16 protein-coding genes are annotated in these 20,086 nt (G+C 62.9%); all 16 read right to left on the bottom strand.

What is annotated here, in order from left to right:
• Window positions 1–316 (bottom strand): carbohydrate-binding protein (locus tag CSQ95_RS15370; protein WP_373632071.1); only part of this gene is annotated, 316 nt, incomplete at its 3' end.
• Between the two features lie 398 nt (window positions 317–714).
• Window positions 715–2,058 (bottom strand): 23S rRNA (uracil(1939)-C(5))-methyltransferase RlmD, encoded by a 1,344-nt coding sequence (rlmD, locus tag CSQ95_RS15365; RefSeq protein ID WP_099380785.1) that lies wholly within the window; start codon window positions 2,056–2,058, stop codon window positions 715–717.
• 244 nt (window positions 2,059–2,302) lie between these two features.
• A complete protein-coding gene (gene rpoS, locus CSQ95_RS15360; RefSeq protein ID WP_070223369.1) occupies window positions 2,303–3,334 on the bottom strand; it encodes an RNA polymerase sigma factor RpoS in 1,032 nt (343 codons plus the stop codon).
• Window positions 3,335–3,342: 8 nt separating this feature from the next.
• The gene (locus CSQ95_RS15355) at window positions 3,343–4,260 is read right to left on the bottom strand and encodes a peptidoglycan DD-metalloendopeptidase family protein (protein WP_099410112.1); all 918 of its coding nucleotides are present in this window, start codon (window positions 4,258–4,260) and stop codon (window positions 3,343–3,345) included.
• Window positions 4,261–4,302: 42 nt separating this feature from the next.
• On the bottom strand, window positions 4,303–5,193 hold the full coding sequence (locus CSQ95_RS15350) for a protein-L-isoaspartate(D-aspartate) O-methyltransferase (protein ID WP_099410111.1): 891 nt from the start codon (window positions 5,191–5,193) through the stop codon (window positions 4,303–4,305).
• Between the two features lie 9 nt (window positions 5,194–5,202).
• Window positions 5,203–5,940: a 5'/3'-nucleotidase SurE gene (gene surE / locus CSQ95_RS15345; protein WP_070290596.1), complete on the bottom strand. Its 738-nt coding sequence runs from the start codon at window positions 5,938–5,940 to the stop codon at window positions 5,203–5,205.
• Window positions 5,941–6,034: 94 nt separating this feature from the next.
• On the bottom strand, window positions 6,035–8,500 hold the full coding sequence (locus CSQ95_RS15340; RefSeq protein WP_180279062.1) for a tetratricopeptide repeat protein: 2,466 nt from the start codon (window positions 8,498–8,500) through the stop codon (window positions 6,035–6,037).
• Between the two features lie 19 nt (window positions 8,501–8,519).
• Window positions 8,520–9,125 carry a toll/interleukin-1 receptor domain-containing protein gene (locus CSQ95_RS15335; protein WP_070290594.1) on the bottom strand — a complete coding sequence of 202 codons (606 nt, stop codon included), beginning with the start codon at window positions 9,123–9,125 and terminating at the stop codon, window positions 8,520–8,522.
• Between the two features lie 269 nt (window positions 9,126–9,394).
• Window positions 9,395–11,449 (bottom strand): ATP-dependent DNA helicase, encoded by a 2,055-nt coding sequence (locus tag CSQ95_RS15330; protein WP_373632067.1) that lies wholly within the window; start codon window positions 11,447–11,449, stop codon window positions 9,395–9,397.
• Window positions 11,450–11,492: 43 nt separating this feature from the next.
• Entirely contained in the window at window positions 11,493–11,693 is a 201-nt protein-coding gene (locus tag CSQ95_RS15325; RefSeq protein ID WP_034752051.1) for a YdcH family protein, read from the bottom strand.
• A gap of 133 nt (window positions 11,694–11,826) precedes the next feature.
• Entirely contained in the window at window positions 11,827–12,546 is a 720-nt protein-coding gene (locus CSQ95_RS15320) for a hypothetical protein (RefSeq protein ID WP_180279061.1), read from the bottom strand.
• A gap of 16 nt (window positions 12,547–12,562) precedes the next feature.
• Window positions 12,563–13,660, bottom strand: coding sequence for a cell division protein ZapE (gene zapE, locus CSQ95_RS15315; protein WP_070290592.1), 1,098 nt, complete (start codon window positions 13,658–13,660; stop codon window positions 12,563–12,565).
• 70 nt (window positions 13,661–13,730) lie between these two features.
• Entirely contained in the window at window positions 13,731–15,161 is a 1,431-nt protein-coding gene (gene lpdA, locus CSQ95_RS15310) for a dihydrolipoyl dehydrogenase (protein ID WP_035820749.1), read from the bottom strand.
• Window positions 15,151–15,534, bottom strand: coding sequence for a PspC domain-containing protein (locus tag CSQ95_RS15305; RefSeq protein ID WP_099410110.1), 384 nt, complete (start codon window positions 15,532–15,534; stop codon window positions 15,151–15,153). The genes lpdA and CSQ95_RS15305 overlap by 11 nt, the downstream gene beginning before the upstream one ends.
• 94 nt (window positions 15,535–15,628) lie before the next feature.
• Window positions 15,629–16,885 (bottom strand): 2-oxoglutarate dehydrogenase complex dihydrolipoyllysine-residue succinyltransferase, encoded by a 1,257-nt coding sequence (odhB, locus tag CSQ95_RS15300; RefSeq protein WP_099410109.1) that lies wholly within the window; start codon window positions 16,883–16,885, stop codon window positions 15,629–15,631.
• A 116-nt stretch (window positions 16,886–17,001) separates the two neighbouring features.
• A complete protein-coding gene (locus CSQ95_RS15295; RefSeq protein WP_034752063.1) occupies window positions 17,002–19,854 on the bottom strand; it encodes a 2-oxoglutarate dehydrogenase E1 component in 2,853 nt (950 codons plus the stop codon).
• Between the last annotated feature and the right edge of the window lie 232 nt (window positions 19,855–20,086).

Raw genomic sequence — 20,086 nt, 5'->3', positions numbered from 1 at the left:
GTGTGGGAGTCGGTGTCGGGGTCGGCGTAGGAGTTGGCGTAGTTCCGCCATCGCACGTGCCGCCCGCACTCCACAGGCTAGGCGTGGAAACGGGGTTCCAGCCCGAGCCCACGTGGTCGGTCTGCGTCACCAGGGCCGTATAATTGGCGCCCAGGTAAGTGACCACCGTGCCCGCGTTATACGTGCCGCCCTCTTGCCACGGCACGCAGGCGACCACCGTGCTGGCCGCCAGCAATTGCGAGCCAGCCGGCGCGCTGGCGTCGCCGCCACCGCCGCAAGCCGCCAGCACGCCACCGCTGGCCAGACATATCATCATATTCCTGATCGTTTTTTTGAGTATTAAATTTTCCACGCTGTCTCCTGTTCAGGTTTGCGGAAATACCACTCTGCTTCGATAAAAAGCTACCCTGTGATTTTGTTTTTCTGCAGTTGCAAGAACAGCATGCTGCTGAAAAAATAGGCGGTCAAGTGGTTTTGAAGTGGCCTCGAAGTGGGCAATACCACTTCGCGCAGAAAGCGCAGCGGCTTATGCGAACGGCGTGTTGTCCTACTGGACAATCAAAAAACGGCAGAGGGAGGATGAAAAAAGACGCTGGATCGGGAAAAGACAGACCAGTTTTTTAATACGCTGTAAGTGGTATTGCTGTTGCTTGCTACGCCGTTGAATACGGCAGCGGCGGGTGCCTGCAAAACCACCCGCCGAGCCAGGCAGAATTATTGAGGCAAATCAAACACTGCCATGGATTCCACGTGCGAGGTATGCGGGAACATATTCACCACGCCCGCCTTGCTCAATACATAACCCGCTTCCAGCGCCAGGATGCCGGCGTCGCGCGCCAGGGTCGACGGGCTGCACGACACGTATACGATGCGCTTGGGCAGCAGGTCCGGACGCACTTGCGACAGGCCGACCAGTGCCTGGCACAGGGCCATGGCGCCGTCGCGCGGCGGGTCGACGAGGATGCGATCAAAACGGCCCAGCGCGATCAGGTCGTCCGTCGTCACTTCGAACAGGTTACGCGTCGAGAACGAGGTTTTTTCCGCCAGGCCATTGGCCAGCGCGTTTTCCAGCGCCCGCTCCGTCAGGGTGGTGCTGCCTTCAATACCGACCACTTCGCTGCCTTGCGTGGCCAGCGGCAAAGTAAAATTGCCCAGGCCGCAGAACAGGTCGGCCACGCGGTCGGTCGGCTGCACTTCCAGGAGGCGCAGGGCTTTCGACACCAGCACGCGGTTGATGTGGTGGTTCACTTGCGTGAAATCGACGGGCTTGAACGGCATCTTGACGCCAAATTCCGGCAGCAGGTAGTGCAATTGCTTGTCTAGCGGATAGAACGGCACGGCCGTTTCCGGGCCTTTCACCTGCAGCCACCATTGCACGCCGTACTCGTCGGCAAAAGCCTTCAATTTCGTTTCATCGTCCGCCGTCAACGGCGCCATGATGCGCAAGACCATGGCGGTCACGTCTTCGCCGACAGCCAGCTCGATCTGCGGCATCTGGTCGAAGATCGACAGCGACGCAATCAAGCCGCGCAGCGGCAGCAGCATGGCCGAGATGTGCGGCGGCAAGATTTCGCAGCTATCCATGTCGGCAACAAACGCCGATTTCTTTTCATGGAAGCCCACCAGCACGGCATCTTTCTTCTTGACGTGGCGCACGGACAGGCGCGCGCGGTAGCGGTAGCCCCAGGTCGGACCATACATGGGGCGCATGATGCTTTGCGGACGTACCTTGCCGATATGCCACAGGTTGTCTTCCAGCACGCGCTGCTTGATCGCCACCTGCGCCGACGGTTCCAGGTGCTGCATCGAGCAGCCGCCGCAATTGTCGAAATGCTTGCACTTGGGCGTGACGCGCATGGACGATTCGCGGTGCAGCGCCGTCATGCGGGCCATTTCCCAGTTTTTCTTCTTCTTGAACGTCACAAAGCTGACGCGCTCGCCCGGCAGCGCGCCTTCGACAAACACGACCTTGCCCGGCGAGCCGTCTTCGTTCTCAATATGGCCAACGCCACGGGCGTCCATGTCGAGCGATTTGATTTCGATGATATTTTCTTGCATAGCGATCAATAGGTAAGAGTGGGCCAGGACGCAAGGCCGCGCTGGAACTTGCAAACAATTGGGGGAAAGGTCAGGCGCCGCGAGCGGGGCGTATGATAGCAGATGCCGACTAGCTTAAGTCCGCAGCACAGTTGCGCCGATTTAGCGTGCCTGAGAAAATGTACAGGGCAAGGCGCATTGCCGAAGACAGTACGCCAGTACGGCGAGGCATTGCAACGCCGCCATGTGCGTTTTATCGGACACGCTACAGCAGCGAGTCGCGTACGACGCCGCGTGCCGCCATGGCCCGTTTGAGTTTAATCAAGGCTTCCTGCTGGATCTGGCGCACGCGCTCGCGCGTCACGCCCATTTCCTCGGCCAGGGTTTCCAGGGTGGCCGGATCGTCGTTGTCGAGGCCGAAACGGCGCATGATGACGACGCGCTGCTTGTCGGGCAGCTTGGTCAGCCAGTCGCGCACCAGCACCGTCATTTCATGGTGTTCCGCGCGCGCGTCGGGGCTGTCTTCGCTGGCGCCGGGCAACATGTCCATCAGCGACGACTGCGGATCGTTGTCGAGCGGCGCGTCGAGCGATGTGGCGTGCTCGGACAGGGCCAGGATATCCTGCACCTCTTCCACGGGACGGCCCACGAGGTGAGCGATATCTTCCGCAGTGGCATCCTTGCCGTCGTGGTGCTGGGCTTCCAGATGATATTTGCCGCGCAAGATTTGATTCAGTTCGCGCACCATGTGCACGGGCAGGCGCACCGTGCGCGCCTGGTTCATGATGGCGCGCTCGATGCTCTGGCGTATCCACCAGGTGGCGTAGGTAGAGAAACGGAAACCGCGCTCGGGCTCGAACTTGTCGATGGCGCGCATCAGGCCGATGTTGCCCTCCTCGATCATGTCGAGCAGGACCACGCCGCGGTTGATGTAATGCTTGGCGATCGACACAACGAGGCGCAGGTTGTGCTCGATCATGGTTTGCCGGGCTTCGAAATTGCCCTGCTTGGCCAGGGTGGCGTAATGCACTTCTTGCGCCGCCGTCAGCAGCGGCCGCGTGCCGATCTGGTTCAGATAGTGCTGCGTGGTATCGGTCGACAGCTCGGCCGCCAGCACCTTTTTCAGTTCATCGACACTTTCGACCACCACGCTGACGCTGGCCACCTCGCCGCCCTCGCCCGCGTCGACGGCGTCAATGCCGTCGAGCTCGCCGGCATCGTCCGTCACGACTTCGTCTGCCCCGTCTTCCGGCAGTTCCGGGTCATCGTCCAGCTGATCGTGCGGCGCGTGTGTCATTGCTTTACCTAACGGTTAGGCAGGAATTTCGAAGGGTCGACAGGCTTGCCCTGCTGGCGGATTTCAAAGTGCAGCTTCACGCGGTCGGCATCGGAGTCGCCCATTTCAGCGATGGCCTGGCCTTTGTTGACGTTCTGCCCTTCCTTCACCAGGATGCTGCGGTTATGCGCATATGCCGACAATAAACTATTACTGTGCTTCACGATGACAAGATTACCATAACCACGGATTCCGCTCCCGGCATACATGACTTTTCCCGCGCCTGCGGCCACCACTTGCTGGCCCGCCTTGCCGGCGATATCGACGCCCTTGTTCTTGCCTTCGTCAAAAGTGCCGATGACCTTGCCTTCGGAAGGCCACATCCAGCTGATCCTGTCGTCGCCAGGCGCCGATGCGGCAGGGGCTGCAGCGGCGGCGGCCGGTGCGGCGGCGACAGTTGCCGCCGGCGCGGGCGCCGGCTTGGCGTCGCCGGTGCCGCCATCGGCGCGCAGCTCGGCCAGGGTGGCGTCGGAATACGCGCGCTTCTCGCCGCGCGGGCCCGTTTTCTTCGGCACGGCAGGCGCGGCCGGCTTGATTTCCGTCGACGGCGGCATCACGACGGCCGACGTCTGCGCGCCGCCCGTGTCGCCAGTCGGCGGCAGCACGCGCAATACCTGGTCGACCTTGATGTCGTTCGGGTTGCTCAAGTCGTTCCAGGCCACCAGGTCGCGGTAATTCTGGCCGTGCTCGAGAGCGATGCGCAACAGGGTATCGCCGCGCTTGACCGTGTAATAGGCCGGGTCGCGGTCGCGCGGATCGCTGGCGGCGGCACTGCTGCTCGATGGATGGCGCTCAACGACGGGTGCCTGGACGCCCGTCGTGCCGCAACCGCTCAACAGCGCGGCCAAGGTGATGCTACATAGAAGTAGGTTACTTTTCTTAATCATTCGCATGTAATTATATGTCCTGCTTGCTAGCTGATCCGGGGATCATATGGTGCCCGGGCGCAAAGGCACGAAATGGCAATCTTCCAGGGTTTGGCTAGTCCATTCCATTTTCCCCACCCGGGTAATGAGTTGTAAGTGTTGCAATTTAGCCCCCACCGGCGCAACCAGACGCCCGCCGGGCGCCAGCTGTTCCAGCAAGGCTTGCGGGACTTCCAGGCCGGCTGCGGCAAGGATGATCCCGTCGAAGGGCGCCGCCTGCGGCAGGCCAAGCATACCATCTCCGTACTGCAAGCGCAGATTTGACACGCGCAGCGGGCGCAGATTGGCCTTCGCCAGCTCGTGCAAGGGCCGGATGCGCTCGATCGAATACACCTCCTTCGCCACCAGCGACAGCACCGCCGCCTGGTAGCCGCAACCCGTACCGATTTCCAGCACGCGCTGCAAGCTGCCGCCCTGGCGCATCACCTCGATCATGCGCGCGACGATATACGGCTGCGAGATGGTCTGGTGGTGGCCGATGGGCAAGGAGGCGTCGATGTAGGCTTGCGACGCCAGCGCCTCGTCCATAAACAGGTGGCGCGGCACGGCTTGCAGGGCGTCGAGCACCAGCTGGTCCTTGACGCCCTGCTTCGCCACGCGGGCCACCATGGCCCGGCGCACGGCCTCCGAGACGAGCGGGTTTTGCCGCGGCGGCGACACCACGGCCGGCTGCGCCCGCTCATTGGCGATGGCTTGCGCGCGCGATGGCGCGATGGCCGCGTGCGCGCCATACGGCTGCGCCACGCCGCGCGCCGCGTTTTGCGCCGCATTCTGCGTGGCCGTCTGCGGCGTGGCGATCCTGGACTGGGCCAGCGACTGCCCCCCGCCCTGCCTGGCGGGCTTGCCGGCCAGCGAATCGAGGGAAAGGGGGAAGGTACGCGGCTTGTCAGTCATAGTGAGCGGTCATGCCAGGCCTTTTGCCAGTGCATCGAGTTGGGTGGTATGAGTCAGGTCGATCTGCAGCGGCGTGATCGATACTTGTCCATGTTCAACAGCATGGAAGTCCGTGCCCGGACCGCCTTCCTTGGCCGCGCCGGCGGGGCCGATCCAGAAGATTTCACGGCCACGCGGGTCGAGCGCGCGGATGACGGGCTCGGCCGAATGGCGCTTGCCCAGGCGCGTGGCCGCCATGCCTTGCAATTGCTCGTAAGGAATGGCGGGAATATTCACGTTCAGCAAATACGGTTTCTGCAGGGCGTCGAACTGGCGCTCGACGATTTCCCGCGCCACGCGGGCAGCCGCGTCCAGATTGGCCCAGCCGAACTGCGACTGGGAAAAGGCGATGGCGGGAATGCCGAACAGATAGCCTTCCGTGGCCGCCGCCACGGTGCCCGAGTACAGGGTGTCGTCGCCCATGTTGGGGCCGTTGTTGATACCGGACACCACCAGGTCGGGACGTTCGATGAGCATGCCCGTCAGCGCCACGTGCACGCAATCGGTGGGCGTGCCGTTGACAAAATAAAAGCCGTTGGCGGCCTTGTGCACGGACAGGGGCCGGTCCAGCGACAGCGAATTGGACGCGCCCGAACGGTTGCTGTCGGGCGCCACCACCACGATGTCGGCAATGGGCGCGAGCGCGTCGGCCAGGGCCGCCAGGCCAGGCGCCAGGTAGCCGTCGTCGTTACTGATAAGGATTCTCATAACGGGATTTTACCCGAAGCGATGCCCACACTGCGCATGCCGCACGCCGATAGACAGCATTATTTGTGCTGCCGCGCGGACATGGCGCGCCGCATCAGCGCTGCTCGATGCGCGCTTCCGACAACGCCCCTTCCAGCGCCTGCACTTCATCTTCCTGCAAGGCCAGCAAGGCATTCAGGTCGCCTTGCAATTTGTACATTCTTTTCAGCTGCGCCATGCCGCGCCTGCGCAGCTTGCCCGGCACGCCCGGGCGCAGCAGGCAGGACTTCAAATGTTCGGCCAGTTCGCCCGCCTGCGCATACTGTTCCCGTTCGATCATGCCTTGCAACATCGAGATCATGCTGGCCAGGGTATCCGGCTCGGCCGCATCCTGTTCGTTGGCGCGGCCGGCCAGGATGGTTTCCTGCAAATGCCGCGCACCGTCGAGCACGCTGTCCGCATGCCCCGTGACGGGCGCATTCAAGAGCCGGTCGCTGCCGCTGAGCACGGCATCTTCCAGCAGGCGCGCCGCCTCGCTGTCGCCCTGCTGCTGGAGGGTGCCAGCCAGTTGCTTCTTGCTGTGCAAGGTATCGAGGTGGTCTTCGCCCAGCAGGCGCGCATGCACTTCCAGTACCTGCTCCTGCACGCTGCGCGCCGCATCGAGTTCACCGCGCCGCAGCAGCGCCTCGGCCAGCTTGCGCTGGCTCATCAGGGTCTCCGGATGGTCGAGCCCGCGCGTGCGCTCGCGCGCGGCCACCTGGTCTTCGTGCAGCTGGCGCGCGCCGGCCCAGTCGCCCTGCCCGGCCACGATATCTGCCAGCAAGTCGCGCGTGGACAGCGTGGCCGCATGGTCACCGCCCAGGCGCCGCTCCTGCACCCGCAACACGGCGGCGAGCAGGCGCCGCGCGCCCTCCAGGTCGCCTTCGCGTCCCAGCGCCTGCGCCAGGGCCAGCTTGCTGCGCAAGGTATCGCCATGCTCGGCGCCAAACAGGCGCTCGCGCGCCGCCACCACCGTGCCCAGCAATTGCCGCGCCTGCGCCAGCCTGCCCATGCGCAGCAAGGTGGCGGCGCGGCCATCCATCGCATCCAGGGTCAGCGGATGCTCGCCGCCCAGCTGGCGCACGTAGGTAGCCAGCACCGTATCCTGCAGCAGCAGCGCCGCCGCCAGCTCGCCCTGCAGCAACAGGGTTTTCGCCAGACAAGCCCGGGCGGCCAGGGTGTCGGGATGCTCGCTGCCCAGCACGCGCTCGCGCACGTCGAGCACGTCTTCTTCCAGGAAGCGCGCCTCATCGAGCTTGCCCAGCTGGCGCAGCAGGCGCGCCATGCCGCTCTTGCACGCCAGGCTGTCGGGATGCTCCTCGCCCAGCAGGCGCACGCGGATCTCGACGCTCTGGCGGAAGGCGTCGAGCGCCTGCGCGCTGCGGCCATCCTTGCGGTACAGCTCGCCCAGGCGGGCCAGGTCGCGCGCCAGCGGCAGGGCCACGGCGCGGCCCGGTTCCAGCTGCAAGGCCTGGCGCGCTTCGCTGATGGCGCCCAGCAAGGCGATTTCGCGGCTCGATTGCCAGGGAAAGTAGCCGCCCGTCAGCCAGTGCAAAAAGGCTTCGAAGGTGCGCGTGAGGGAAAAGCGGTCGCCGCCCTGGTCGATGCGCACGGCCAGCTGCTCGCCATAGGCAAAGGTTTTCGTCTGCTGCAGCTGGACTTCGTCGAAATAGCTGTCGAGGGCGATCTGCGGCAAGCCGTAGGACGTGCGCAGCAGGCGCTCGAACATGGGCTGGAAGCCGGCGATGCCCTTGTGCGCGTCGCCGCGGCGCCACTCGGCACGCTGCGCCCCGTCGCCCATTTCTATGCGCGACGGCAAGGGGTACACGAGCAGCGGGCGCTGTTCATCTTCATGGCTGCGCCGGTACTCGATGGCCCGCGTGACGAGCGCGTCGACGCCTTCCAGGCTTTGCCGGTTCGGCGTGAAGACCACCACCAGCTTTTTCGGCAGCAAGGTGGTGCAGATGCCGGCGCTGTCCGTGCGCCCCGTGCGCGAATCGACGAGCACGTAGCGGAAATGCTGGGCCAGGGTATCGGCAAAGCAGCGGAACAGGGCCGGGCAGCTGTCGAACAGCTGATCCCAGCGCATCTGCGCCAGACGTTCGCTGTAGCTGGCGTCGAAGCGCCCCGCGCGCATCAGGTACAGGGGACTGCCCTGATCGACGCGCACCACGTACTGCTGCCAGTCGATGGCGTCGAGCACGCGCTGGGCCAGCGCCGCATCCTCGCGGCCGGCGCCCTGCCCGCTGGCGCGCGCGCCCGCCGTTTCCAGGCTGATGCGCTCGATCTGCTGGCGGCAGGCCTCGAAGAATTCGAGCACGCCGGGCCGCTCCTCGTGCTGTTCGAAATAATGGTGCAGGCCCGGCGCCTCCATGTCCCAGTCCAGCATCAGCACGGGCACGCTGGCGTTTTCACGGCGCGCCAGCAGTACGGCGATGTTCGACAAGGCCATGGTGCGGCCGGTACCGCCCTTGTAGGAATAGAAGGTGACGACTTCGCCAGGGGCGCTCAAAGGTGGCAGGGAGAGGCGTTGGCATTCCATGACGGGACCTTTTACGTGATTAACGTGGAAAGTGGGGAGGAGGAATGGCGCGCCATTCCGGTGGAATATCGGGCAACACGAAACGGCTGCAATCGTGACCGGCCGGTGTTGACCGCTTGAGCAAGTGGTAATGCGTGGCGATGCGCTGCACGATGCGTTCGATGTCGGGCAGGTATTGCGGATTCGACTTCAGGTCGCCGCTGGCCAGCGTGTAGCCGGAAAAATCGACGTACAGCCCCGACTCCGTGATTTGCGGCGGCAAGCCGTCCGGATGGCGCGTCATGATGATGGGGATGATCAGGTGGCTGGGCAGTTCATACCAGGCGCGCCGCTCCTGCTCGATCAGCTGCATGGCGGCAAATTCGCGCCGCGTATAGCCATGCGCTTCATATTTCGGCGTGTACAGCACGATCATGCAGACGCTCTGGCACATGGCGCGCGCCACGCGCTGGTCGATATCGTCGCCGCCGCCCAGTTGCTCGCTGTCGATGAACAGGACTTCCTCGCGGTCGAGGTGCGGCTCCAGATAGCACGCCAGCGCCTCGATGAGGTCATTCTTGAACTTGTTCATGAACGCATATTGGCCGTGTGCATAACTCAAGAAACAGCCGTAGCGGATCTCCATGGCATCCCCCTGTTCCCCGTGCGGCCCTGCCATCGCCGCGCCTCATCCTGCAAGGCATGAGCTCACTGTAGACTGCCCGGCAACAAGACTGTTTGCGCTGGCACAAAGATGTGTCTGGCGTCCTGGACACGCGTCACAATGCCAGAAAATGGCGTGATCGCGCCGCTTTCTGGCATGCCGGGCGCGCAGGCACGCAGCGCGCGAAAAACGCTACTCGCTTGATAACAAAGGGAAATAAGCCGGCGCGCGGATGGCGCCGGCAAGCAAGGCTAGGCGTCCTTGGCGGGCAGGTTGCGGAAGAACTCCACCACTTCAGCCGTGTCACGCGTGCGCTTGAACGGCGGCAGGCTTTGCCAGATGCGCTTGCCGTATGGCTTGGAGATGAGGCGCGGATCGCAGATCATCAGCACGCCCCGGTCGCCCTCGTCGCGGATCAGCCGGCCCGCGCCCTGCTTCAGGTTGATGATGGCTTCCGGCAGCGAGTGGTGCATGAAGCCATTCTTGCCCTGCTTTTCCATCACTTCGATGCGGGCGGCCAGCACCGGGTCGTCCGGCGGCGCGAACGGCAGCTTGTCGATGATCACCAGGGACAAGGCATCGCCGCGCACGTCGACGCCTTCCCAGAAGCTCTGGCTGCCGATCAGCACGCCATTGCCGGCCGCGCGGAACTGATCGAGCAATTCCGTGCGGCCCCTTTCTCCCTGCACGAACAGGGGGAAGTTCAGGCCGCGCTGCTTGAATTCGTCGGCCAGGCGCTCGGCGGCACGCTTGACGGCGCGCAAGGTAGTGCACAGGAAGAAGGTGCGCCCGCCCGCCGCCTCGATGATGGGCAAGGCGCAGTCGATGACGGCGTCCGTGTAGCCCAGCGAGTTCGGTTGCGGCAGGTTTTGCGGCACGAACAGCAAGCCTTGCTGGCCATAGTCGAACGGGCTCGGCCACGTGTGCGACGGTTCGCCCGTCAAGCCCATCTGCTCGGAAAAATGCTTGAAATCGTTTTTCACGGCCAGGGTGGCCGACGTGAAAATCCAGCTGCGCGGCGTGCCTTCGCGCTGGTTGTTGAAGATCGGCGCGATCGACAATGGCGTTTTGTGCAACTGCAAGGAGCTGGAAAACGCTTCCACCCAGAACACGGCTTCTTCGCCGGCCGCCACTTTCGCCTTCGGATCGAACTTCCAGCCGCTCAGCTGCTGCGCCAGTTCGACGCCGCGCACACGGCACTGCTCCAGCGTCTCCGCCCGTTCCGCCTGCGTTTCCAGCACGGCCACCATGCCGTCAAGCTCATCTTTGAGGGTGTCGAGCGCGGGGAAAAAGTCGCTCGACGGGGCGATCTGCGGCAGGGACAGGCGCACGATATCCTGCGGGAACGTCAAACGCAGGTCGCGCGCCGCCTTTTCCACCACGGTGACGGTCTTGGCCCAGTCGATGCCGCGCGCGTGCGCGAGCCCCTCGGCCAGCACGTCGCGGCACAGTTCCAGGATTTGCGAGGTCGATACCGTGTTACCGAAGAACAAGGTTGCCGTATCGGGCAGCTGGTGCGCCTCATCGAAGATGATGGTATTGGCCGAAGGCAGCAATTCCGCCACGCCCGTGTCCTTCAGGGCCACGTCGGCAAAGAACAAATGGTGGTTGACCACCACCACGTCTGCCTGCTGCGCTTCCTTGCGGGCCTTCATGACGAAGCAATCCTGGTAATACTGGCACTCGGCGCCCATGCAGGTGTCGCGCGTGGACGTCACCAGGTTCCAGATCATGGCGTTTTCCGGCACCTTGGTCAGTTCGGCCTTGTCGCCGGAGCTGGTCATCTTGATGAAGCGCGAAATTTCGCGCAGATGGCCCACGTCGTCGCGCGAGGTCATGCGCCCGTTCTGCAGCGTGCGTTCCAGATGATAGTGGCAGACGTAGTTCGAGCGACCCTTCAGCAGGGCGACGGAGACGGGCGCCTGCAGCGCGGCGCGCACGGTGGGGATATCGCGCAGGAACAATTGATCCTGCAAGTTCTTGGTGCCGGTGGAAACAATAGTCTTGCCGCCCCACATCAGGGCCGGTACCAGGTAGGCGAAGGTCTTGCCGGTGCCCGTGCCCGCCTCGGCGATCAGGGTCGTCTGGCTGTCGATGGCGCTGGCGATGGCCTTGGCCATGTCCGTTTGCGAACGGCGCGGCTTGTAGCTGCCCACGGCCGGACCGAGCGGGCCGCCGGCGCCAAACAGGCGCTCGATGTCGGCATCGTGCTTGCCAGGCGCCGCCTGTGGTTCAGCCGGCGGACTGGCTTGCAGATCGGTCGGCTGGCCATCCGGGTTTACTGGCAATAAATTGTGATCGGTCAAAATATACTTAGGTGAAGGCTGGACTGGACGCTACTGGCGCCCCTCAGGCGGGAACGTCGGGCACCAACTGCATTTTCAGCAAGGTGATGTGATCCTTCAATTGCAATTTGCGCTTTTTCAGGCGGCGCAGCTGCAGCTCATCATGGTGACCATCGAGTATCAGCAACTCGATGACGGCATCGAGGTCGCGGTGCTCCACGTTGAGTTCAATCAGGCGCCGCTCTATTTGCTGTGCATCGCTCATGTGTTGCGTTCCAGGCAGTGTTGGTAACAGTGTTGGGAAACCGGCGCGGCGCGCGCAGGCAGCCATGGTGCATAGTTTAACCTGCCGCGCGCGTTAGGGCACGCCATTTCCGGCGTCCCCTAACGCGGCGGTGTTATTTGACCGGCGGCACAGGCACGGCAGCCGCCGGCGCGCTGGCAGCGGCGGCCGCCTTGGCAGCCTTGGCATCGGCTTCGGCCTGGCGCTCGGCCAGGCGTTGCGCCACGCGTTTCTGGCGCGCCACGGCGTCAGCCTGTTTCTTCGCATAGGCTGCTTCGCGGGCGGCGCGGCGCGGCGCCTCGGCCGCATCGTCGGCGGCTTGTTTCGCCACCTTCGCCGCTTGCTCAGCCTCGCGCTCGGCAACGCTCTTGCCTTGCGGCTTGGGCGGCGCCGGATCGGGCGTGACCACTTTCACGGGCTTGGGCACGGCCGCGGCCCGCTGCTCGGCGTCGAGGCGCGCGCTTTCCTGCGTCCTGGCCAGGTCGATATCGCGCAGGCGCACGGACTCGGCGCGCTTGAAATAATTCGCTTCCGCGTCGATGGCGCGCAGGCGCACGAGGATCAGACGGCGCTTTTCCTTGGCCTTGTCGAGGCAATTATTCACGAAAAACTTGTTGTAGCACTCGACTTCGCGCGCGGCAAACTCGTTTTCCGCCGCTTCGCGCTCGCTGGCCGACTGCTTCAGCTTGGCGTCCGCCTCTTCCACGGACAAGGTGGCGGGCACCTGCGGTGCGCCGACCTCATCCAATGCCGCGGCACCCTTGTGCGCGCAGGCGGACAACGCCAGGACCAGGCCCAGCGCCGCACCCAGCTTGTATAGTGTATTTGCCATCATGTTCCTTATCCCTGCCTCAAACGATCGCGTCGGCCGCGCCGCGCTGTTCTTTTTCCATGTATTCGCGCGATTGCATCTCGATGATACGCGAAACGGTGCGGTGAAACTCGTTGGCCAGCATGCCGTTCGTGTACAGCTCATCAGGCGGCACTTCGGCCGACATGATCAGCTTGACCTTCTGGTCATAAAACACGTCGATCAGCCAGGTGAAGCGGCGCGCCTCGGACGACTGCGCCGCCGACATGGCCGGTATGCCGGACAATATCACCGTATGGAAGCGGCTGGCGATTTCCAGGTAGTCATTTTGCGAGCGGGGCCCGCCGCACAAGGTGGCGAAATCGAACCAGATGATGCCGCCGGCGCGGCGCAGGCAGTGGATTTCGCGGCTTTCGATGCGGATGCGCGCATCTTCGTCGGCCGTCTCGGCGATGCGCGTGTAGGCGTCGCGCAGGGCCCGGTCCGTGTCCGCGCCCAGCGGCGTATAGTAACTCTCCACCTGCTCCAGCGCGCGGCCGCGGTAATCGACGCCGGCGTCGACGTTGATCACGTCGAGCTTGTCCTTGAGTAGCGCGATGGTCGGCAGCATGCGGTCGCGGTGCAGGCCGTCCGGATACAGCAGGTCCGGGTCGTAATTCGAGGTCATGATGAAGGACACGCCATTGGCGAACAGGGCCGACAGCAGGTTGTACAGGATCATCGCGTCGGCGATGTCCGAGACGTGGAATTCATCGAAACAGATGAGGCGGTATTTCTTGGCGATGCGCTTGGCCACCTCGTCGAGCGGATCGGCCACGCCTTTCAATTCATCGAGCTGCTGGTGCACGCCGCGCATGAATTCGTGGAAGTGCAATCGCGTCTTGCGCACCAGGGGCACGACCGAGTAAAAACTGTCCATCAGGAACGATTTGCCGCGCCCCACCCCGCCCCACATGTACACGCCTTTCGGCACGGCGGGACGATTCAGCAGGCGCTTGAAGGTGCTCGAGCGCTGGCCCTTGTAGGCCACCCACTCGTCATAGCACAGCTGCAGGCGGTCGACCGCGCGCCGCTGGGCGGCGTCGGCCTTGAAATCACGCTTCTGCAACGCGTGCTGGTAAAACTCTTCTACGTTCATGGGATTCGCTTTAACGCACAAGGGCGCCGGCGGAAAAAATCCGCGAGCGCCCCTGCTGGACTAACTACAATTAGAAGTTCAAGGTACGCTTGTCAACAGCCAGTGCTGCTTCCTTGGTCGCTTCGGACAGCGATGGGTGCGCGTGGCAGATGCGCGCGATGTCTTCGGCCGAGGCCTTGAATTCCATCGCCACGACGGCTTCGGAAATCAGTTCGGACGCCATCGGACCGACGATGTGCACGCCGAGAATTTCATCGGTGGTCGCATCGGCCAGGAATTTCACCATGCCCGAGGTGTCGCCCAGCGCGCGCGCACGGCCGTTGGCCATGAACGGGAAGGTGCCGGCCTTGTAGGCGATGCCTTCGGCCTTCAGGGTTTGCTCGGTCTTGCCGACCCACGCGATTTCCGGCGAGGTGTAGATTACCCAAGGAATCGTGTTGAAGTTGGTGTGGCCATGCTGGCCGGCGATACGCTCGGCCACGGCAACGCCTTCTTCTTCGGCCTTGTGCGCCAGCATCGGGCCGCGCACGACGTCGCCCACTGCCCATACGTTCGGCAGGTTGGTCTTGCAGTCGCCGTCGACGGCGATGAAGCCGCGCTCGTCCAGCTGCAGGCCGACCTTGTCGGCGCCCAGGCCGTTCGTGTTCGGCGTGCGGCCGATCGAGATGATCAGCTTGTCGAACACGGCTTTTTGCGCTTCGCCCTTGGCGTCAACGAATTCCACGGTGACGTCTTTCTTGCCCGGCGTGATCGCACCGATCTTGCAACCGAGGTTGATCTTCAAGCCTTGCTTGGTGAACAGCTTCGACGCTTCCTTGGCGATCTGCTCGTCAACGGCACCCAGGAAGACCGGCAGGCCTTCGAGCACGGTGACGTCGGAACCCAGGCGGCGCCAGACGCTGCCCATTTCCAGGCCGATCACGCCGGCGCCGATGACGCCCAGTTTGGCGGGTACGGCGTCGATGGCCAGTGCGCCCGTGTTCGACAGGATCAGTTTCTCGTCGAATGGTGCGCCCGGCAGTTCGCGCGCGTTCGAGCCCGTGGCGATGACCACGTGCTTGGCCGACAAGGTTTCGTTGGCTTCGCCCGTCACGCTGATTTCATACGCGCCAGCGGCGGCGGCAGCGAAAGCGGCGCGGCCGTGGAAGAAGGCGATCTTGTTCTTCTTGAACAGGTACAGGATGCCGTCGTTGTTCTGCTTGACGACGGTGTCCTTGCGCTTGAGCATCTGGCCCAGGTTCAGCTTCAGGCCGGCGACGTCGATGCCGTGCTCGGCGAAGCTGTGGCCCGCGTGTTCGAAATGCTCGGACGATTGCAGCAGCGCTTTCGACGGGATGCAGCCGACGTTGGTGCAGGTACCGCCAGGCGCGGCGCCGCCCTTGGCGTTCGACCACTCGTCGACGCAAGCGACGGAAAAGCCCAACTGCGCTGCGCGGATGGCGGCGATGTAGCCGCCAGGGCCCGCACCGATGACAACTACGTCAAATTGTTTAGTACTCATGTTTTGTTATTCCAATCTCTTCGTCTGGTACGAAAATCCACAATAGAAGGTAAATCACCACGCCGAAGCCGAAGGTCAATGTAAACAGGAGGAAGACGAGGCGCCAGATCCACGCTTCCATGCCGGAAGCGCGTCCCAGGCCGCCGCAGACGCCGCCAAGCCAGCGGTCGTCGCGCGAACGGCGCAGGCGGTTGAATTCCTGCACCAGGTCGTTCGCCGGGCCGGAAGCGGCACCGGCGCCGGACGTGCTGTCCGGCTTGTCCAGATTGATATTGCTCAGAAGCTTGGCTTTCGCTTGCGCGAATTCCGCGTCGCTCAGGGCGCCCGCCAGGTGCAACTCGTGCAGACGCTTGATTTCTTCAGAGATGTTCATAGGAATCCTCTTTCATTGAGATCAGCCAGCTGCGTCTTCTGGCAAGGGGTATCAGCTACATTGCCCCGGCGGCTACGCCGGGGGACTACAGTGCTTACAGGTCCAGCAGCAGGCGTGCAGGATCTTCCAGCGCTTCTTTCATCGCCACCAGGCCCAGGACGGCTTCGCGGCCGTCGATGATGCGGTGGTCGTAGGACATGGCCAGGTAGTTCATCGGACGCACCACGATCTGGCCGTTTTCGACGACGGCGCGGTCCTTGGTCGCATGCACGCCCAGGATGGCCGATTGCGGCGGGTTGATGATCGGGGTCGACAGCATGGAGCCGAAGGTGCCGCCGTTCGAGATCGAGAACGTACCGCCCGTCAGGTCGTCCAGGGTCAACTTGCCTTCCTTGGCTTTCGCGCCGAATTCACCGATTTTTTTCTCGATGTCGGCGATCGACAGCTGGTCCGCGTTGCGGATGATAGGCACGACCAGGCCGCGCGGCGAACCGACGGCGATGCCGATGTCGAAGTAGCCGTGGTAGACGATATCGTTGCCGTCAACGGAGGCATTGATGATCGGGTACTTTTTCAGGGCGGCGACGGCGGCCTTGACGAAGAAGGACATGAAGCCCAGCTTGACGCCGTGCTCTTTCTCGAACTTGTCCTTGTACTTGTTGCGCAGGTCGATGACCGGCTGCATGTTCACTTCGTTGAACGTGGTCAGGATGGCGTTCGTCGATTGCGATTGCAGCAGGCGCTCGGCGATACGTGCGCGCAGGCGGCTCATCGGCACGCGCTCTTCAGGGCGGTCGCCCAAGTTGGCGGCCGACGGCGTGGCAACTTGTTGCAGCGCCGGCTTGGCAGCGGCTGGCGCCAGCGGCGCAACGGCTGGCTTGGCGGAAGCGGCCAGGGCGTCGCCCTTGGTCACGCGGCCGTCTTTGCCCGAACCGGCGACGTCGCCGGCGGACAGGCCTTTTTCGGACAGGATCTTGGCGGCGGCAGGCATGGCGACATCGCCTTTGGTCGCAGCAGCTGGCGCCGAAGCGTTAGCGGTATCTTGCGCGGCGGCAGCCAGGGCTGGCGCAGGCACGGCGGAGACTTCCATCGGGCTGACCTTGGCCGAGCCGTCGGTATCGATGATGGCGATGACTTCGCCGGCAACGACGGTGGCGCCGTTATCCTTGATGATTTGCACGATCACGCCAGCGGCCGGCGCCGGCAGTTCCAGCACTACTTTATCGGTTTCGATGTCGATCATGTTTTCGTCGCGCGCGACTGCTTCGCCGACTTTCTTGTGCCATGCCAGCAGGGTCGCTTCCGCAACCGATTCCGACAACTGGGGAACTTTGACTTCGATTTGTGCCATGTAAAACTCCGTTTATTTTGTTATTGCGGCGCCGCCCTGCGTAGCAAGTGCGGCGCTCCGTCATGATGTATGCGAGCAGGCGCCATGCACTCGCATGGCGCCCCTTATCGAGCCAATTACTTGGTCAGGATAAAACCCTTCAGCTTCGAGAATGCCGTTTCCAGCAGGTCTTTTTGCTGGGCGTAGTGCTTGTCATAGTAACCGACAGCAGGCGACGCCGAAGCAGGACGGCCGGCGTAGGCCAGACGCTGACCCGATTCCAGGCCTTCGAAGATGTTGTGCTGGATCTGGAACCAGGCGCCCTGGTTTTGCGGCTCGTCCTGTGCCCAGACGACTTCGACCAGGTTCGGGAACTTCTTCAGTTCAGCAGCGAACGACTTGTGCGGGAACGGATACAGCTGTTCCAGGCGCACGATGGCCGTGTCGGTCTGGCCACGGGTCTTGCGTGCGTTGACCAGGTCGTAGTAGACCTTGCCCGAGCAGGCGACCACGCGCTTGACTTTCTTGGCGTCGATTTTGTCGTCGACTTCGCCGATGACGGTCTGGAAACCGCCCTTGGCCAGGTCGGTCAGCGGCGAACCGGCATCCTTGTTGCGCAGCAGCGACTTCGGCGTCAGGATGACCAGCGGCTTGCGGAACTGGCGCACCATCTGGCGGCGCAGCAAATGGAAGATCTGCGAAGCCGTCGTCGGCTGCACCACTTGCATGTTGTTGTCTGCGCACAGCTGCAGGAAACGCTCGGGACGCGCGGACGAGTGCTCAGGACCCTGGCCTTCGTAACCGTGCGGCAGCATCATGACCAGGCCGGAAGCGCGGCCCCACTTCACTTCGCCGGAGCTGATGAATTGGTCGATCACCACTTGCGCGCCGTTGGCGAAGTCGCCGAACTGGGCTTCCCAGATCGTCAGGGTGTTCGGTTCAGCGGTCGAGTAGCCGTATTCGAAGGCCAGTACGGCTTCTTCGGACAGCACCGAGTCGATGACGGTGAACGGCGCCTGGTTGTCCGACACGTTTTGCAGCGGAATGTAGGTACCTGCATCCCAACGCTCGCGGTTCTGGTCATGCAGCACGGCGTGGCGGTGCACGAAGGTGCCGCGGCCGGCATCCTGGCCCGTCAGGCGGATGGCGTAGCCGGACGATACCAGCGATGCGTAGGCCAGGTGTTCGCCCATGCCCCAGTCCAGGTTCATTTCGCCGCGGCCCATGGTGCCACGGTCGCCCAGCACTTTTTCCACCAGCGAGTGGACCTTGAAGTCTTCCGGCACGGTGGTGATGCGGGTGGCCAGGCGTTTCAGTTCCGTCATCGGCACGGCGGTGTCGGCCGAATCGGTCCATTTCTTGTTCAGGAACGGCAGCCAGTCGACGGCGTACTTGTTCTTGAAGTTCGAGATGACCGGATCGACGGTGTGCTTGCCGGCGTCCATGGCGTCGCGGAACGCGGCCACCATCTTGTCGCCGCCATCGGCAGGGATCACGCCTTGCGCTACCAGCTTGTCCGCGTACAGCTTGCGGGTGCCTGGATGCTGGCCGATCTTCTTGTACATCAGTGGCTGCGTCAGTGCCGGCGTATCTTGCTCGTTGTGGCCAAGCTTGCGGTAGCAGATGATGTCAAGGACGATGTCCTTCTTGAATTCCATGCGGTAGTCGAGCGCGATCTGCGTCGCCAGTACCACGGCTTCCGGATCATCGGCGTTGATGTGCAGGACCGGTGCTTCGATCATCTTGACGACGTCCGAGCAGTACAGGGTCGAGCGTGCATCGCGCGGATCCGAGGTGGTGAAACCGATCTGGTTGTTGATCACGATATGCACCGTGCCGCCGGTATGGTAGCCACGGGTTTGCGCCAGATTCAGCGTTTCCATGACCACGCCCTGGCCGGCGAAAGCGGCATCGCCGTGCACCAGGATAGGCAGCACTTGCGCGCCCTGCGCGTCGCCGCGGCGGTCCATGCGGGCCTTGACGGAACCTTCGACCACAGGGTTGACGATTTCCAGGTGCGACGGGTTGAACGCCAGCGACAGGTGGACCGGGCCGCCCGCGGTGGAGATGTCCGACGAGAAGCCCTGATGGTATTTCACGTCGCCGGCAGGCAGGTCATCGCCATGCTTGCCTTCGAATTCTTCGAACAGTTCCTGCGGCGCCTTGCCCAGGGTGTTCACCAGCACGTTCAGGCGGCCGCGGTGGGCCATGCCGATCACGATTTCCTGCACGCCTTTTTCGCCGGCGCGCTGGATGGTTTCATCCATCGAGGCGATGAAGGTTTCGCCGCCTTCCAGGGAGAAGCGCTTCTGGCCCACGTAGCGGGTGTGCAGATAGCGTTCCAGGCCTTCAGCCGCGGTGAGGCGGTCGAGGATGTGGATTTTTTTCTCTGGGGTGAAATTCGGGGTGGAACGGATCGATTCCAGTTTCTCTTGCAGCCAGCGCTTTTCGGCCGGATCGGAGATGTACATGAATTCGGCGCCGATCGAACGCGTATAGGTATCGCGCAGATAGTTGAGCAGATCGCGCAGGGTGGCGGTCTCGGGGCCAAAATAGGTATTGCTGATGTTGAACACGGTGTCCATGTCCGCGTCGGTGAAACCGTAGAAGCTCGGCTCGAGCTCAGGGATCATCGGACGCTCCTGGCGTTGCAGCGGATCCAGGTTGGCCCAGTGCGAACCGAGGTAGCGGTAAGCGGCGATCAACTGCGTGGCGGCGACGCGCTTGCGGCCCATTTCAGCATCGAAGGAAGCGGTCACTGTGCGGATCGGACCTGCTTTTGCGCGCTCGGCGAACGAGGCGACGACGGAGGCATGTGCCACGTCAGGCTTGTTGGTGCCATCGACGGCAGGCACGTGCTGCATTGCGTCGAAGTAGGAACGCCAGTTATCGGGTACCGAGCCTGGATTGTTCAGATACGCCTCGTACAGGTCTTCCACGTACGGAGCATTCCCACCGAACAGGTAGGAGTTGGTCGTTAATTGCTGCATATATTGCTCACCTTTCTTCGCGCTTCGCGAGGAATTAGCGGGTTAATCTAACCTTCCGCGACACGGCCTGACCGGTTAGCGGATTGCACATCAAGTTGTGGGGAAGGGCTTTTTTATTGCACCAGCATTCTGCATACCGTCATTTAGAATAGCACGCGGTATTGTAACGCAACAACTGCAAGTTGAATTTTATTTGGCAAGCAAATGTAAGCTGTGTTGTTGATTTTCCCGG

Origin of the sequence: Janthinobacterium sp. BJB304, assembly GCF_002735765.1 — a bacterium.
Taxonomy (GTDB): domain Bacteria; phylum Pseudomonadota; class Gammaproteobacteria; order Burkholderiales; family Burkholderiaceae_D; genus Janthinobacterium.
The sequence above is the reverse complement of the archived record's forward strand: the minus strand, read 5'-3'. Positions and strand labels throughout refer to the sequence as shown.